This window comes from Bacillus sp. AR4-2, assembly GCF_008274865.1.
In the GTDB taxonomy this organism is placed as follows: Bacteria; Bacillota; Bacilli; order Bacillales; family Bacillaceae_G; genus Bacillus_A; species Bacillus_A cereus.
The window spans coordinates 3,340,962-3,357,479 of the sequence record NZ_CP031062.1 but is presented as its reverse complement, the minus strand read 5'-3'; the positions used below and the strand labels follow the sequence as shown (position 1 = coordinate 3,357,479).

Genomic DNA, 16,518 nt, shown 5'->3' with positions numbered 1-16,518 from the left:
AATAAAAGTAGAAAAAATCAATTGAAATTGATTCTCATTATTAATATAATGAGAATGAGAATCATTTATCGTTAGAGGGGGATGCCAAAGTGGCAAAAATTTTAATAGCTTATGCAAGTATGTCAGGAAATACAGAGAGTATTGCTGATTTAATTAAAGTTAGTTTAGATGCTTTTGATCATGAAGTAGTATTGCAAGAAATGGAAGGCATGGATGCTGAAGAATTATTAGCTTATGATGGAATCATTTTAGGATCTTATACGTGGGGCGATGGTGAATTACCATTTGAAGCGGAAGATTTTCATGATGACTTAGAAAATATAGATTTAGCTGGGAAAAAGGTAGCGGTATTCGGATCGGGTGATACGGCGTATGAACTGTTTTGTGAAGCGGTAACGATATTTGAAGAACGTCTTGTGGAACGCGGTGCAGAGCTTGTACAAGAAGGGCTGAAAATTGAATTAGCTCCAGAAGATGAAGAGGATGTTGAAAAATGCAGTAATTTTGCAATTGCATTTGCTGAGAAGTTCTAAGAATGGGAGTGTCAACGTGGAGACAATGTTAAGTGCAACTGCTATTACAAAGTTAAGAGATGGAAAACTGTTGTTAGCTACTACATATAATGGCTTATTTGTTGAACAAGACGGAGAATGGAAACGAATTTTAAATGGTTTTCAAAAACGAATTAGGGATTTACATAGCGAAGATAATGTAGTTTATGGTGTAGGTGACGAAGGGATTTTTATTCGCAGTATGAATGGTGGAGAGAACTGGACAATTCAGCGTTTTCCAACAAAAGCAACGAGTTGGAATGTATGTAGCACTGTACAAGGAACTGTTGTTGCTCATGGAGAAAAAACGCTGTATCTTTCTCATAATTTCGGTTTGACATGGGAAACTATTCATCCGTTTCTTGAGTATGGCAGTGCGGCACCGTCTATTCGATCATTATTTTTATATAAACATTACTTATTTATTGGTACGAAAATACATGCTAAATATGGTGGTGTTTGGCTCTTTGATTTGAAGACACGTAAATTAAAGAGGATTAAAATTGCGATGAATCAAATGATCTCCGCGTTGACTTTACACAATTCTTATTTAGTAGCGGCAAGTGGATCGTGCAAGGGAGTTAGCGGGAATATTTCTTATTGTAAAATAGATGAAAGTATTGCAAGTGAAAAAATATATTGGCATACATGTCAAAGTGAGCAGAAAGCAAGTAGTTATTTAGACTTAAGTGTAGATCAACATGTTTTATATACAACTTCAACGCAAAATAAGGCGGGGATTAGTAGTGTGTGCCGTGTGCTTCTTGAAGAAGGTATTGTTACAGTATGTGATTCAGTTAAAGGGCACGGATGGCGCATTGTTAATCAAAAAGATGGTTATGTAGTAGCCGGATCAGGTGAATTAAAAGCAATGCAGTGGGAACAAAAAATAATTTAAGAAAAAAACTTTACTTTTATTATATTGATATGATATAGTATATTTAAACCATTTTACTTTTAATAATATAGAGATTTAAATGAGCTGTAACTTCCGAGGAGGATAGCAATGTTAAATCTCCTCAGGGGTTGCAGTTTTTTAATATCTGGCTTATTATTGTAAGGTGGTTGAAAATGAATATGTACATATAGGTACATTGTAGGAGGATTTTTTTCATGCAAAACGGTAAAGTAAAATGGTTTAACTCAGAAAAAGGTTTCGGTTTCATCGAAGTTGAAGGCGGAGAAGACGTATTCGTTCATTTCTCAGCTATCCAAGGCGAAGGCTTCAAAACTTTAGAAGAAGGTCAAGAAGTTACTTTCGAAGTAGAACAAGGTAACCGTGGACCTCAAGCTACTAACGTAAACAAGAAGTAATTTTTGAAAAAAGAAGGGCTCGCCCTTCTTTTTTTTTGCATTTTTATAGATGTCCTCCTACTTACATATCATAACAAGACTGAATTTTCATTCATTTATTCGGAGTATTTTTGTATAAAGTACATGAATAAATAAATACTGAAAATAAAGTGTTTGTGTGAAAAGGAATTTAGAAAGAGGTAAATAAATTGAAAAACGCTACACATTTCATTGTGTTTGATATTGAAAGGAATTTCAGACCGTATAAATCAGAAGATCCATCAGAAATAGTTGATATCGGAGCTGTAAAAATAGAAATAGGTACAATGAAGATAATTGAAGAATTTTCGGAGTTAGTAAAACCAAGTGCACGATTAACTCGTCATACAACAAAATTAACCGGTATTACGAAAAAAGATTTAATGGGTGTAGAAAAATTCCCTCAAATTATAGAGAAATTTATTCAGTTCATCGGCGAAGGTTCTATATTTGTTTCATGGGGAAAAGAAGATTATCGCTTTCTATCTCATGATTGTACATTATATGGTGTTGAATGCCCAAGTATAGAAAAAGAAAATAGAATTGATTTGCAAAAATTTGTTTTCCAAGCATATGAGGAATTGTTTGAACATACGCCAAGTTTACAATTTGCGGTAGAACAGCTCGCTTTAACGTGGGAAGGAAAACAGCACCGTGCTTTAGCAGATGCTGAAAATACAGCAAATATACTTCTTAAAGTATATAGCGAGAGAGATATTAATAAGCGATACAAAAGACATGGTGAACTTGAACTTGTAAAAAACGGAAAACTAACAGAAAAAGCGAAAAAAAAGATGCGAAAATGGGTGTTTAAAGAACTAAAGAAAAATACAGAACGCCCTTTTGAATGGAGTACATTTGAAAGTGGTGACACGTGGGAAAGTATAACGGAAAGATATTATATAAGTGAAAATACAGTAGAACTCCTGAAAAAACATTTTCGTACAGCAGTGAGAAAAGCGGAACGGCAGATTAGGTATTTGGCTGAGATGGAGGAGAATACAGAGGTTAAATGAATTTCTCCTCCACCTCTAACTACATACATGTAATAACAGCGTATTGATATTAAATAGGCATCAATTTGTTGTTGTGATTGTGCATTATAATTGTTTTGGGATTGTTAAGACGTAATAAGCGTTTTAAACCGTATTAATAAAATAAAAATATATATAAAGAAAAGAGTGTAGTTTAATGGAAACAATCTTTAACATTTTAACTGTTTTAGTTTTTGGGATAATATTTACCACACAATTAGCATTAACTACACTTTCTTTCATAGTAAAGAAGAATTGGAAAAAACTTAATATCTCTTTAAGTTGTGGTGTATTAAAGTTTAAAATAGAAGAGTAAGATTGAGTTTTGTACAAGGGAGGTGTGATAGTGGTAGACTTGGATATTAAAGATGTCACAGTAAAGATGGAATTAAACGGTGTCTTTTGGAATGAGGATCGGATTGCTGAAATGAAGGTGACTACAAAAGAAGAGCATTCTGTTATTCTTCGTCTAGTAGTTGATTTAGAAAGTAAAACTATTAGGGCGACGAGTGCGGAAATAGTGAATGGATTCTGCCCTCTGTGCAAACAGAAAAGGGACGAATGTAGTGAACTTAATGACTTGCAAAACAAAATGGAAATTTTAGAAGAAGCCTACGATTGGGTGAGAGAACATCCGGAATATCGTTTTCAATTATCTTTTTACGAGTACAATAAATTTGAGGTAGTAAAGTGAAATTTGCATCTTAACAACTTATAGAAGGACTTGGTCAACTAGAAATATTGAAGTAGATATTTCTAATGGAAATAAGCTTGTATAACAAGGAAGGGATGTATTTGATTCTGCAACAAATGTCATCGTGCATCAAAAAAATTTGAAAATAAACATGTTTTATTATAAAGCAGAAAAATCGATTCTTAGTAGAATCGGTTTTTAATATAAACAAAAGAGCGCTTATTAAAAGCGCCCAGTAACAACAGTTATATGGAAGTATTTATCCCGTAAAAGCCCGATTGGTGAGGGTTAATAATTAGTGGGGGATGAACAAAACCCCACTGATTAAAGTTTCACTTTATTCAATACCGCTCGGATCAAACGAATACTGCTGCTTATTCTCAATCCGCTCAATCACATCTTGCAGCTCATCTGGCTTCAGAAACTCAATAGGAGAGAAGCCTTTTTCAAATGTAAGTGTGTCTGCTTCAATCATAAGTACATATCGATCATTTACCTTCGCAATATGTATTTGATCCCCGAAATCAGCAAGCAGGGCCTTCACAGAGATATGATCTGCTTTTAGTTTTAATTCGACTTCAGGAGCATGCTCGACGATTTGAGCAGTTGCTTCCATTACTTCTTCGGTTGAAAATTGTTCCATAATTTCGCGTTTCGGACTGGCAGCCCATACTTCCATCGCTTGGTCGAATTGTTCGCGTTCTTCCGTACCTTCTTCAAATACATCTTCAATTTGGTCGTATACCATGTCCATTACTTGTGTTTTCATAATTTCAGGCATAGAGCGTTCGTATTCGACGAATTTTAAGAAGTCTTCAAAGTAGCGGGCATGTGATGCTTGGTGTATTTTTAGTTCGCCTACTTCAACCATACCTTCTTCAGGCATGTACGGATATTGGATAGATTTCATATTCTTTGTTGTGATGGCCATTTCAACGTTACGAATCAGTGTTGATTCATCAGAAATAGAAGCAACCTTTGGTTCAAAGTCGCATTTCATTACGAATACGAATGGATCATCAAAGTATTTGCGTAGTTTTGCCTGAGCAATTAAAAATACACCACCACGTACAGCGCTTGTGTCAAGATATGTATAAACGAGAGGTTCGCTCATATCTTTAAAGTTTTCTTTTGTTTCTGCAAAGCGAATACGATTAAAAAGGTTGTAATGAGGGTTTGAATCAAGTTCGTGCCCTTCTTCTACAATAAAGCGACCAATTTTTGTTGGGGCTTGTTCTGTTTTTGCATGACGTTCTACTTTTCGCTTCGATATTTTTAATAACTCACCATTCAAAAATTCTTTTAAGGAACTATCTTCATATTCTTCAGCGTCTAAAGTTTGAAAATGTTTGTAGCGTTTATCAACTGCTTCACCTTTTCCTTCTACTTGTACAACATAAAAGGAAAGATAATTTATTTCAAAATCCATATTTATCACCTTGTTTCATTTCATTAACTCTTATCAGTATAGAGATGGAAAAAACTTTCGTCAATTTATATAAGGAAGGGGAAGCCCCTTCCTTTATATAATCTTTATTTTCTCGATTAAAATCCGTCTTCTAATGCTGCGAATGGAATGTTTAGTCTGTTTTCTACTGTGCGTAAACGTTGGTTTAAGCGGTTTAGTCTACGTGTATGGCGCTCAACTGTATTTTCTAGTTGACGAACTCTTTGTTCAAGCTCATTTACGCGTCTTTCTAATTGACGATTTCCAGTGCCAGGAAAAGAGATTGGAAGTTGGAATTGTCTATTTTGGTCATATGGATTCGTGTGCTCTGCTTGATCTATATAAGATTGATATTGTGTTTGTAAGTCATACTGTGGTTGTTGGTACGCATATTGATTATATGGATCATATGGATTGTAGGGATACATAATAACATCCTCCATTTCTTTAAAATAGGTTGAATTCACCATAATGTATGTGCAAAAGCGGAGTGGTGGCACGGCAAATACCTATTTATGTTGACGGGATTTCTCTTTATCCCGCTATTTGCTGGGCAATAAGACCCTCATGTCAAAATTCAGCAGAAACAAAGAAGGTCGGGATGCCCGTAAAACCCCCGCTGATTACAGTTTCACTTTATAAAAAATAGCTTGAGGGTTTTTGATTTGTATTTCTTTTGCTTAATGGTATATACTGGATAAAAGAGAGAGTTTACATAAAAGTTACAATTCTATCAAACTCAAACTTTTATGTAAATATGTATAGACATTTATAAAAGAAAAGAGTAATTTATATAGAGTGAAAAATAACTTGTAACATTTTATAAACATATTGTAAAATGATTGTAACAAAACATACATAAAAATGAAATAAATACATAATAGTGATGTTGGGGAAAGGGAGAGAGTATATTGTTCCGTAAAGTAAAGGGTATATTGGTTGGGGTGTTATGTGTAGCTATAATGAGTGGCTGTGGTGCAAAAGTAAGTGATGTTGCATTGGTAAGTGATATTGGTGGGCATACTGTAGAGGCTAAAGCAGAAGTGCAGGATACTATTAGTTTAGTTGATGGTCGAACTGGTACTGAAGTGAAAAAATTAGATTTATCTAGTTTAGGCTATTTTGAAGATGAAGCGAAATTTAAAAAGTCTGTAACAAAGGTTGTTGGTGAGGTTGGAAAAAGCGTCGACAAAAAAATGGTTCCTTCACGTATAGCACCTGATGGAAGTTGGCAAGAAGGAAAACCTTCTTATGAATTAATGGAAAAAGAATTAGTAGATAAATTGTTAAATGTTGGTATGTGGGATGCTACGTATCAGTTGCCGATCGTGGAGAAAAAACCAGTCGCAACATTAAGTGATGCGCAAGGAAATGGTACGGTAATTGGTAGATATGAAACGAACTTAGGTGGTTCAACAGGTGGCCGTATTGAGAATATTCGTTTGTCAGCAGCGAGCATAAATGGAGTTGTGTTAGCAAAAGGAGACCGTTTCTCTTTTAATTCATTAATCGGTGATACAACACCAGATAAAGGATATCAATTAGGGAAAGAAATAGTTGATGGTAAATTAGTAGATGGATATGGCGGTGGTGTTTGTCAAACATCTTCAACTTTATACAATGCAGCAGATCAAGCTGGCCTGAAAATGGTGGAGAGAACTACACATTCTAAAACGGTAGGTTATGTTCCACAAGGAAGAGATGCTACAATTGCATATCCATATTTAGATTTAGTATTTGAAAATACGAATGATGCACCTGTGAAGCTTTATATGGGCATTCAGGGTGGAAAGCTAGTTGCTGAAGTACATAAAATGAGATAAGAGTTAAAATGCCACCTTTTCTAAAAGTTAGAAAAGGTGGCATTTTTATTATGAAAATAAAAATGCATGTGAATTCTGACTTTTCTTATTTACATAGGATGATTTTAGTTGTATCCTTCATAGTAACGGTTATATGTAATGGGAAAATATAGGGATAAGGAGATGAAGTTATTCATGGTAAAAATTCATCCGAAAACACGTATTGGCCATGTTGAATTTAAAGTGAAAGATTTAGAGCGTCAAATTGCTTTTTATGAGAATGTTGTAGGATTAGAGGTAATTAAGCAAGAGGGGAATAAAGCATATTTATCTGGAAAAGGTGGAAAGAACGCGTTACTTGTTCTTGAAAGGTTAGAGGACGGGGTACTGCAAGAACCGCGTACGACTGGTATATATCATGTAGCCTTTTTAGTTCCGACTCGTGAAGCTTTTGCTTCTGCGCTATTTGGGGTTCTTCGTAATAAAAATGTAATTGACAGCCCGGATGAGCAAGAAGGGCGTTATACATATTCAAATGAAATTTTACCAATTTCAAGGTTTAATAGTGCAAGTGATCATACATATAGCGAAGCTTTTTATTTGCAAGATTTAGAGGGGAATGGTATTGAAATTTATGCAGACCGTCCGCGTGATCAATGGGGAGAAGGGCCAGGAGGAAGTACACCACTTGATTTAAAAGAATTGGCAACACTTGTTGATTATGAGTTTGATGGTTTGCCTGCTAATACTGTCGTTGGGCACGTACATTTACGAATAGCTGATGTAGAGAAATCACATGAATTTTATGTGGAAACAGTAGGTTTTGAAGTACAACAGCGTGAAGAGGATTGCTTATTTATTTCAGCAGGGGGATATCATCACCATATTGGTGCAAATACGTGGAACGGAGTAAACAATCCACACCCACCAGTACATGCAACTGGGCTAAAGGTGTATACGATTGTACTACCGTATAAAGAGGCGTTAGATGAAGTGAAAGAAAGATTAATAGAAAAACAACATGAAATAAATGAAACTACAAATGGGTTTGTGGTGGTAGATCCAAGCGGTATTACAGTACAATTTGAAATAGAAGCAGTGTAAAATAAGCGAGAAAGTGTATAATCACTTTCTCGCTTATTTGTGATCATTCATAGCTCAATCCAATATCTTCTTACTACATTCCCATCTTCCTCAGTGAAATCATGATCACGAAGCCCGCCGTTATGTAAAATCGTTTTTTCAGAAGCGGTATTCACTGCGTCGCAAACGACAAGTACTTTCGTGATGTCTAATTCCTTCGTTTTTTCTAATGATAATGCTAGTAATTTCGTAGCATAACCTTTTCTTCTTTCAGAAGGGCGAATGCCATAACCGATATGACCGCCAGCGTTAAATAGATGTTCAGTTAAACTATGACGTATATTAACAGCTCCGACAATTCTATTATTATTTGTAACGAGCCAATATGTAGAATCTGGTACCCAAGTTTCAGGGGTATTTATTCCGTTATGCGCATCGAGAAGTTCTTGAACCATAGCTGGGAAGTTAGCAGGATTTTTTGAGATAACCCACGGGATCATTGTTTCACCGCTATCTTTCCATTCGTTATAGAAATCTAAGTATTCTTCTTGTAAATCAGTAGTAGGTGTAAGTAACGAGACGTTCATTGTTAGTAAGCTCCTTTGTTTATGTAGTATTTATAAAAAATTATGATACAAAATGAAAGCGTTTTCCGAAGTTTCTCAACCTAATTTCATGTAATTCACCTTTTATTTTTTAGAAAATTAGTGAAGGTTTAAAATTAGAAGTTATTTATTTTATGTTAATATTTTAAATATTAACATAAAACGGCCGGAGTATTAAGTGTATTTTAGTGGTATTCCTTCATGTTGATAAATGGATGTTTGTGATATTTTTTGTTTTATCTATCTATAATGAATGAAAGGGGGAAGTGCCCGTGAGTGTAGATTTTGATTTTATTATACGAATCGGTGTTGCTGGCTTGTTAGGAGCAATGATTGGTATTGAAAGAGAAATTCGATCGAAAGAAGCTGGATTAAAGACTCATTTCCTCGTAGCGGTAGGAAGTGCGTTAATAATGGTTGTTTCGAAATATGCCTTTTCAGATATTGTGTTTGAAGAGCATATGTCTCTAGACCCAAGTCGTATTGCAGCACAAGTCGTTAGTGGAGTTGGTTTTTTAGGTGCAGGCACAATTATTATTCAAAAGCAGGCGGTGAAAGGATTAACGACCGCGGCTGGTTTATGGGCTACTGCCGGTATAGGATTAGCAATTGGAGCGGGAATGTATGTAGTAGGCATTGGAGCGACGATTCTCGTTTTAATTGGTTTAGAAATTGTAAGTCGTATTTTTAAGGTGCAATTTTTATTTCCACAAAATATAACAGTGCAAATGTTTGTAAATAAACATGAAGCGATACAACAAATATTAGAAACACTACAAGTGAAAGGCATCCCAATACTCTCATATGAGGTGGAAGCTTCACAGCAAGGTACAGAAACTGTTTATAAGGTAGGAATGCAACTGAAAAATATATCGTCAGAAGAAAAGAATGAGTTTATTCAGCATATGCAAACATTACCGGAAGTTACGTTTATAAAGTTAAAATCATAGTGTTGAAAACGAGGATAGATGTAGCAGAAATTTTGCTATTATCTATCTTTTTTTGATATAAAATGCACGGAAAGTCAAGCGTTAATTTTACATGGAATGGATACATGTGTGAACGTTACCTTATTTTTTCTCAATACAGGACAAAAAGTAAAAATAGTAAAATAATGGAGCGGGACACTAAAAATGTAAGGTAGGGGAGAGCATGAAAGGCTATTCAAAGAAAATGTTAGTAGGGGTAAGTTTTGCTAGTTTAATGTTAGGGAGTTTTCAAGGGGGAAGTTTGGCAGAAGATACTAAGGGAGAGCAAGTTTCTTATCGAAATGTGCTCAAAATGGAGCCAGTCGGTGTACAACTACCAGTACAAGAATTAGCTCATTCATCGAAAGTGCTCGAAAGCAAGTCTTTTGAGAAAAGGCTACAATTTGCCGATTTATCACAAAGACCACCTGAGGTGAAAAAAGAAAGTAAGCAATTAGCTGTAGCGAAAACTTATACAATTGCTGAATTAAATCAATTAAGCAATCAGCAGTTAGTAGATTTACTTGTAACAATTGATTGGGAGCAAATTACGGGGCTATTTCAGTTTAATACAGACAGTCTAGCATTCTATCAAAATGATAGTAGGATGCAGGCGATTATTGATAAATTGAAGCAGCAAGGACAAGCCTATACGAAGGATGATTCAAAAGGGATTGAGACATTAGTGGAGGTATTACGTTCAGGATTTTATTTAGGATTTTATAATTCGGAACTTAGTAAATTAAATGAACGGAGTTATCATGATAAATGCTTACCTGCATTAAAAGCGATAGCTAACAATTCAAATTTCAAGCTGGGTACATTAGAGCAAAATAGAGTGGTATCATCATACGGAAAGTTAATAGGAAACGCTTCGAGTGATGTGGAAACGATAACATCAGCTGCAAAGATTTTTAAACAATATAATGATAATTTTTCTACATTAGTAGATAATCTTTCAGCTGGAAATGCTATTTACGATATTATGCAAGGTGTTGATTATGATATTCAATCGTATTTGTACGATACGAGGAAAGCACCGAAAGATACAGTATGGTATCAGAAAATAGATAGTTATATTAATGAATTAAGTCGTTTTGCATTAATGGGAACGATTACAGCAAAAACCGGTTGGCTTATTAATAATGGCATTTATTATACAGGTAGACTCGGTACGTTCCATAGTACAGGAACGAAAGGGTTACAAGTTGTAACAGATGCGATGAAAATATATCCATATTTAGGGGAGCAATATTTCGTAGCTGCTGAGCAAATTGCAACGAATTATGGCGGGAAAGATGCAAATGGTAAAGTGGTGAATTTAGATCAAATAAGAGAAGATGGAAAGAAAAAATATTTGCCAAAAACGTATACGTTTGATGATGGGACAATTGTTTTAAAAGCTGGAGATAAAGTGACAGAAGAAAAAGTAAAACGTTTATATTGGGCGGCAAAAGAAGTGAAGGCACAATTCCATCGTACGGTTGAAAGTGATCAACCTTTAGAAAAAGGAAATCCTGATGATGTATTAACGATGGTTATTTATAATAGCCCAGCGGAATATCAATTTAATCGTCAATTGTACGGATATGAAACGAATAACGGTGGTCTTTATATAGAAGGAACAGGTACGTTCTTTACTTATGAGCGTACGCCAGAAGAAAGTATTTATAGTTTAGAAGAATTATTCCGGCACGAGTTCACGCATTATTTACAAGGTAGATATGAAGTACCAGGGTTATGGGGACAAGGAAAAATATATGAAAATGAAAGATTATCTTGGTTTGAAGAAGGAAATGCTGAATTTTTTGCAGGGGCAACGAGAACGGATAATGTTGTACCGAGAAAGAGTATTATAGGAGGGTTATCTTCAAACCCAGCAGAGCGTTATACGGCAGAGCGAACGTTAAATGCAAAGTATGGAACGTGGGATTTCTATAATTATTCCTTTGCTTTACAATCGTATATGTACAATAAGAGATATGATATGTTTGATAAAATACATGATCTTATTAGGAAAAATGATGTAACAGCATATGATGCATATCGCTCTACATTAAGTAAAGATGCGAATTTAAATAAAGAATATCAAGACTATATGCAAATGTTAGTTGATAATCGTGAGAAATATAATGTGCCATTAGTATCAGACGATTATTTAGCGAATCATGCATCGAAGCCAGTTTCAGATATTGCAGCAGAAATAACAGCGGAAGCAAAATTGAAAAATGTATCAGTGAAGAAAAATAAATCACAGTTCTTTAATACATTCACACTACAAGGAACATATACAGGAACTGCAGCAAAAGGAGAATATGAAGATTGGAAAACAATTACACAAAACGTTAATGATACGTTAAAACGTTTAAGTGCAAAGGAATGGACAGGCTATAAAACAGTAACAGCATACTTCGTAAATTATCGCGTGAATGCACCAGGACAATTTGAATATGATGTTGTGTTCCATGGTATTAATACGGAAGAAGGGGCAGAGAATAAAGCACCAGTTGCGGTTATAAACGGTCCGTATAGTGGAAATGTAAATGAAGCAATTTCATTTACAAGCAACGGATCAAAAGATGAAGATGGGAAAATTATTTCATATAAATGGGAGTTTGGTGATGGAGCAGTAAGTAATGAGCAAAATCCAACTCACGTATATACAAAAGAAGGAACGTATACGGCTAAATTAACAGTAACAGACGATAAAGGAGCAACTAATACTGCTACAGCGACTGTAGCTGTTCAAAAGAAAGAAGATAACAGTGTAGAAAAAGAACCGAATAACTCATTCCAAACAGCAAACAAACTGCAGTTAAATCAAGTCTTACGTGCTAGTTTAGGAAATGGCGATACAAGTGATTTCTTTGAAATTAATGTGGAAACTGCTAAAAACCTTCAAATTAACGTAACGAATGAAAATAATATTGGAATGAACTGGGTACTTTATTCTGAAGCAGATTTAAATAATTATGTTACGTATGCTCAGCAACAAGGGAATAAATTAGTAGGTAGCTACTACACGTATCCAGGGAAGTATTATTTACATGTGTATCAGTATGGCGGGGGGACAGGGAATTATACGGTGGAAGTAAAGTAGTAAAAGGGGAGTTGTCTTTTTCAATGAATGGAAAAAGGTCTGTACTTTAATGAAAAAACAACTGCAGGAAATATCACTAGTGATAATAACAAATTAAGTGTCGCGAGATATTATATTTACATTAAACAAATCTAATCAGTAAATGAGATAAAATCGATGAACTAGTATTTCATCACGATGTAAGAAAAGTTATAAATATTAAGTGCGTTTAATGTAGTTAAACTAAAGGATCAGAGTGTATCTGTAACAATAGATAAGCTCTGATCCTTATTATATTTAATTAACGCATATGAATTTAAGATAATTAATAAATAAGCTAGCTAGCGGGATTCTTAAAATTCATTTATGTAATTAACTAAACAGAAAATTGTTATCACATTAGCAAGGGATACTAATAGAAAAGCGTGTCCCTTTACCTAATTCACTCTCTATTTCTATATCTCCGTTTAATTCTCTAATAATACTATAAGCAATCATAGTACCAAGCCCAGTTCCTTTTTCTGTTGTTGAATAGAATGGCAAAGCAATTCGTTTTATTTGTTGAGATGACATCCCAATTCCTGAATCAATAATATCAATTATGATATTTCCTTTTACTTTTTGTATATTTATTTGTAATAATCCACCATTTTTCATAGCCTCAATTCCGTTTTGGATGATGTTGTTTAGACAGAGTTTGAATTTTTCGGGGTCCCCATTTATATAAAAGGAATCTGTACTATTTTGTTTGATTTCAACTTTGTATGATAAAGCGAGTGGTGAAATAGTATCTTTCACCTGATTTAAAATGTGATTAATATCTATTTTTTCTTTTAGGGTATTCTGTGGTTTGGTTAAAGATAAATAGTTATTAATAGTAGATTGTATTTGCTGCATTTCAATTAACATGATTTCTAAGTATTGATCCTGAGATAGCTTAGAGGCATGTTTTTCATTTAATAATTGAGTGAATCCATGTACCGTGGTTAGTGGATTGTGGATTTCGTGTGCAATTGACGCTGCTAGTTCGCTAGCTATATAAAATTTTTCAGCCCGTTGCAGTTTTTCTTTCATTTTATATTTCTCAATCATTTCCTCTATAAAATAAACTGATAATAATACTGTGAAAATATTAATGATTATATAATTTAATAAAAATTCTATGAGAGTAGAGTCTATTTTACCTCCTGTATTTATTTGAGTTACAATACCGCAAATAGAAAGGGAAGCTGTACATACTAAAATAAGAAGTAAGCTTAATAATATCTTTTTTTCTTTAAAATACATAGGTAATAAGTAACGAAAGAGCATTGTTATAACAGAAATGATAGTAAAGATAATAAATGATGGAAGAACGCCATTTCCGCCTAAGTAAAACCGGTAAGAAAGATATAAAATCCCTATAAAAACAATGTTTTTTGTATTTCCATATAGAAAAACTAATATTATAGGAATAAAACGTAAATCATAAATAAATCCCACATGTAAATGAAAAGGAAAAGTCATACAAAAAATAATAGCAATGGAGGAAAGGATAGAAAATAACATATTATTACATGTTATTTTTTCTTTAAACTCTAGCCAAAATACGTGATAGCTAAGGATACAAATTATTATAATAAAGGTATTTAATAAAAGAGTAGAAATTCCCATAGTTTTGCATCTCCGATAGTTTGTAAGTAGAATTATGTATGAGTTGGACATAGATGTTTAGTATTAGTAGACTTTTTATCTAAAAAAGGAAGGGTACTTGAAAAGTGCTGTTATATTACTCGTATTAAAATTGATAAGGAAAATAGAAAAAATAATAGATAAAAAATCTATTTAAATTTATGTATATATGAAATTATAAACTAACTTTTGTATAGGTAAAATTGGGATTGAGTTACTGATAAAATAAGGTTTTTTAAGTATGAATATTCTGTGAAAATGATATGCGTGGTGACTCCTGTTTTGTAGCCTTCGTTATATTAACATGGAATATATCAAATTACAAAGTGAAATTTTAGAAAAATTTTATTAGTACATTTTATCTGAAATAGAAATGCTATTTATTTGAGTATTTTGGTACTTAATCGTAGAAAACTTTGTTAGAAAAAGATTTTAAAATTTACATGTTTTTTATGAAGTGTAATATTGTAGCTTTATCTATGTGGCTTTCTCAATAACTATTAAGGCGGAAAGTTAAAATATATAGGTTTATAGATATGAATTATTACATAAAAACGCACTTAAAAAAGGATGTATGATGGTAATAGAATACAAACATCAAGGGGGAACTTAAAATGAAGTTAAATAAACTAGTGCTTAGTTGTGGAGTAGTTTCAGCATTAACACTTGGTGTGTTAGGGAATAATACTTATGCTGAAGAAGTACACAAAACGAACGATCCAATTCATGTAGTTGAACATGTTTCTGCAGACTTATTATTAACCCAAACAATGGATTATAGTGGCGAGGCTGTAACTTCTTTCGTATATGATGGGAGTGCTGACTTAAGCTTCTCTATGAAAAATAATGGTCAAAATACAATGGGATATAGTGTAAAAGGTCCAAATACAGAGCTAATTGTTGGTGGTTATATAAAACCTGGAGAACAACAAATTAATGTTACAAATGTACGGAATGCTGTATCTCCATTACCGAATGGAACATATAAAATTTACGTTTCAAATGATGATGGTTCTAAGGGGCAATTCCAAGTTTCAGTAAGATCTATGAATTAAATTTAAAACGCTTTGTTTTTAAATTAATTTAATCTTTGCTTATTGGAAAGAAGCTAAAATGAATTGAGAATTACCGATAAAAATGAAAACGAGCACCTTATCTAATTGTGAGAGGGTGTTCGTTTTTTGCTATTAAACAGAAAATAATTATAAATATATTTTGATATTCCCATTGCTAACCTACTAGATTGTGTCAACTAGAGAATGTCTACTATAAAACATATTAAAATAAAGATGATGTAACATTCCGCTAAATTATATGGGGAAATAGAAAAACCACCCTTATATGAGTGGTTTTAGTAATTATTTTTAGGTTATACATTTAAAATTAGGCTAAGTTATAGAAATAATAAACATTTAATCCGTTGTTATTATTTTGGTTCTGGATAATGATTGTAGTATGAGATTCTAATAAATTCTTGGTAGACATTTGTTAATTTGGCATCTCTAAGAGCATCGTTGAATTTTTGCATACGTACACTCCCTTGAGCGTAGCCTCCACCTGGAGTATAAGGGTTTCTAGCTTCAAAGTCATCCAAAAATACTTTTAATTTTTTATAGTCTTGAGATTGATAGAAAGCCACGGCCTCTTCAGGAGTGACATCAAAGTAAGAGGATGACGTTGAGTTATAAGAAGCTGCTTGAGCAGTAGGTGCCTCTAGCATAGTTGCAGCTCCACCGAACATAGTAAGCGCCATAGAAGATACAATAATTTTTTTAAACATAATAAAACCTCCATATAGAATATTGGATTAATAGTAACCCTGTAATCATTATAGTTACAGTGAAAATGATTATCAAATGCAATATTGCATAATATATCCCACTATTTTTGGGGAGTAAGACTCCCGCCCAAAAATTCAATGAAAGCAAAGAAGTTAGGTGGGAATCGGGCAGATTAAAGTTTCACTTTATTCTTTGAACGAGAACTCACCTGTATATTTAAATGGAGGAGTGTAATAGATTAAAAGAGGTATATAAATTACTCAGGTTAACAAGAAAATGAAAAGGCTATTTTAAATAGGGGAAAGCTTAATAACTGGAGTAAAGGAATTGCTATTTATATATTTAACATACATATTTGTCTTTTAAATTGTAGGCGTGTTTTAGAATTTGTATATAGTAAATTCGTTAAAAAACTTGATAAATAATAAAATGTGTAAATTTTTTGACTATTTTATTAAAATTATTTAATAT

15 protein-coding genes are annotated in these 16,518 nt (G+C 33.5%); 10 read left to right on the top strand and 5 right to left on the bottom strand.

Annotation, left to right across the window (positions count from 1 at the left end; all coding sequences use genetic code 11):
- Positions 1-89 precede the first annotated feature (89 nt).
- From DN399_RS17265 to DN399_RS17245, 5 genes are all read left to right on the top strand, one after another.
- Positions 90-533 (top strand): flavodoxin, encoded by a 444-nt coding sequence (locus DN399_RS17265; protein WP_001062752.1) that lies wholly within the window; start codon positions 90-92, stop codon positions 531-533.
- 16 nt (positions 534-549) lie between these two features.
- Complete coding sequence (locus tag DN399_RS17260; protein WP_006922620.1) at positions 550-1,449, top strand: WD40/YVTN/BNR-like repeat-containing protein; 900 nt, start codon at positions 550-552, stop codon at positions 1,447-1,449.
- 215 nt (positions 1,450-1,664) lie between these two features.
- Positions 1,665-1,865 carry a cold shock-like protein CspB gene (cspB, locus tag DN399_RS17255; RefSeq protein WP_001179150.1) on the top strand — a complete coding sequence of 67 codons (201 nt, stop codon included), beginning with the start codon at positions 1,665-1,667 and terminating at the stop codon, positions 1,863-1,865.
- 188 nt (positions 1,866-2,053) lie between these two features.
- Positions 2,054-2,899: an exonuclease gene (locus tag DN399_RS17250; RefSeq protein WP_000786417.1), complete on the top strand. Its 846-nt coding sequence runs from the start codon at positions 2,054-2,056 to the stop codon at positions 2,897-2,899.
- 364 nt (positions 2,900-3,263) lie between these two features.
- Positions 3,264-3,611, top strand: a complete 348-nt coding sequence (locus tag DN399_RS17245; RefSeq protein WP_000227983.1) for a hypothetical protein — start codon at positions 3,264-3,266, stop codon at positions 3,609-3,611.
- A gap of 337 nt (positions 3,612-3,948) precedes the next feature.
- Here the strand turns inward: DN399_RS17245 and DN399_RS17240 are convergent, their stop codons facing one another.
- Both DN399_RS17240 and DN399_RS17235 read right to left on the bottom strand, forming a co-directional pair.
- On the bottom strand, positions 3,949-5,040 hold the full coding sequence (locus tag DN399_RS17240; protein ID WP_000345046.1) for a DUF3900 domain-containing protein: 1,092 nt from the start codon (positions 5,038-5,040) through the stop codon (positions 3,949-3,951).
- A 116-nt stretch (positions 5,041-5,156) separates the two neighbouring features.
- The gene (locus DN399_RS17235; RefSeq protein ID WP_000283715.1) at positions 5,157-5,486 is read right to left on the bottom strand and encodes a hypothetical protein; all 330 of its coding nucleotides are present in this window, start codon (positions 5,484-5,486) and stop codon (positions 5,157-5,159) included.
- Between the two features lie 483 nt (positions 5,487-5,969).
- Here DN399_RS17235 and DN399_RS17230 point away from each other — a divergent pair, with 483 nt between their 5' ends.
- Positions 5,970-6,881, top strand: a complete 912-nt coding sequence (locus DN399_RS17230; RefSeq protein WP_000488973.1) for a VanW family protein — start codon at positions 5,970-5,972, stop codon at positions 6,879-6,881.
- 138 nt (positions 6,882-7,019) lie between these two features.
- Positions 7,020-7,964 (top strand): VOC family protein, encoded by a 945-nt coding sequence (locus tag DN399_RS17225; protein ID WP_002024552.1) that lies wholly within the window; start codon positions 7,020-7,022, stop codon positions 7,962-7,964.
- A 47-nt stretch (positions 7,965-8,011) separates the two neighbouring features.
- Here DN399_RS17225 and DN399_RS17220 read toward each other — a convergent pair whose 3' ends face one another.
- On the bottom strand, positions 8,012-8,530 hold the full coding sequence (locus DN399_RS17220; RefSeq protein ID WP_149149857.1) for a GNAT family N-acetyltransferase: 519 nt from the start codon (positions 8,528-8,530) through the stop codon (positions 8,012-8,014).
- Between the two features lie 290 nt (positions 8,531-8,820).
- Here DN399_RS17220 and DN399_RS17215 point away from each other — a divergent pair, with 290 nt between their 5' ends.
- Both DN399_RS17215 and colA read left to right on the top strand, forming a co-directional pair.
- Positions 8,821-9,498, top strand: a complete 678-nt coding sequence (locus tag DN399_RS17215) for an MgtC/SapB family protein (RefSeq protein ID WP_000109719.1) — start codon at positions 8,821-8,823, stop codon at positions 9,496-9,498.
- A gap of 202 nt (positions 9,499-9,700) precedes the next feature.
- Positions 9,701-12,616 (top strand): collagenase ColA, encoded by a 2,916-nt coding sequence (colA, locus tag DN399_RS17210; protein WP_149149856.1) that lies wholly within the window; start codon positions 9,701-9,703, stop codon positions 12,614-12,616.
- A gap of 378 nt (positions 12,617-12,994) precedes the next feature.
- Here the strand turns inward: colA and DN399_RS17205 are convergent, their stop codons facing one another.
- Positions 12,995-14,248 carry a sensor histidine kinase gene (locus tag DN399_RS17205; protein WP_000513016.1) on the bottom strand — a complete coding sequence of 418 codons (1,254 nt, stop codon included), beginning with the start codon at positions 14,246-14,248 and terminating at the stop codon, positions 12,995-12,997.
- 632 nt (positions 14,249-14,880) lie between these two features.
- Between DN399_RS17205 and DN399_RS17200 the strand changes: the two genes are divergently transcribed.
- Positions 14,881-15,321 (top strand): hypothetical protein, encoded by a 441-nt coding sequence (locus DN399_RS17200; RefSeq protein ID WP_000773520.1) that lies wholly within the window; start codon positions 14,881-14,883, stop codon positions 15,319-15,321.
- 371 nt (positions 15,322-15,692) lie between these two features.
- Here the strand turns inward: DN399_RS17200 and DN399_RS17195 are convergent, their stop codons facing one another.
- A complete protein-coding gene (locus tag DN399_RS17195) occupies positions 15,693-16,046 on the bottom strand; it encodes a hypothetical protein (RefSeq protein ID WP_000473483.1) in 354 nt (117 codons plus the stop codon).
- Positions 16,047-16,518: the final 472 nt, after the last annotated feature.

What these genes read in the sequence shown, in the direction of transcription:
- DN399_RS17205 (WP_000513016.1), bottom strand. Translation starts at nt 14,248, where the DNA reads ATGGGAATTTCTACTCTTTTATTAAATACCTTTATTATAATAATTTGT.
- DN399_RS17220 (WP_149149857.1), bottom strand. Translation starts at nt 8,530, where the DNA reads ATGAACGTCTCGTTACTTACACCTACTACTGATTTACAAGAAGAATAC.
- DN399_RS17235 (WP_000283715.1), bottom strand. Translation starts at nt 5,486, where the DNA reads ATGTATCCCTACAATCCATATGATCCATATAATCAATATGCGTACCAA.
- DN399_RS17225 (WP_002024552.1), top strand. Translation starts at nt 7,020, where the DNA reads ATGGGAAAATATAGGGATAAGGAGATGAAGTTATTCATGGTAAAAATT.
- DN399_RS17240 (WP_000345046.1), bottom strand. Translation starts at nt 5,040, where the DNA reads ATGGATTTTGAAATAAATTATCTTTCCTTTTATGTTGTACAAGTAGAA.
- DN399_RS17200 (WP_000773520.1), top strand. Translation starts at nt 14,881, where the DNA reads ATGAAGTTAAATAAACTAGTGCTTAGTTGTGGAGTAGTTTCAGCATTA.
- DN399_RS17195 (WP_000473483.1), bottom strand. Translation starts at nt 16,046, where the DNA reads ATGTTTAAAAAAATTATTGTATCTTCTATGGCGCTTACTATGTTCGGT.
- cspB (WP_001179150.1), top strand. Translation starts at nt 1,665, where the DNA reads ATGCAAAACGGTAAAGTAAAATGGTTTAACTCAGAAAAAGGTTTCGGT.
- colA (WP_149149856.1), top strand. Translation starts at nt 9,701, where the DNA reads ATGAAAGGCTATTCAAAGAAAATGTTAGTAGGGGTAAGTTTTGCTAGT.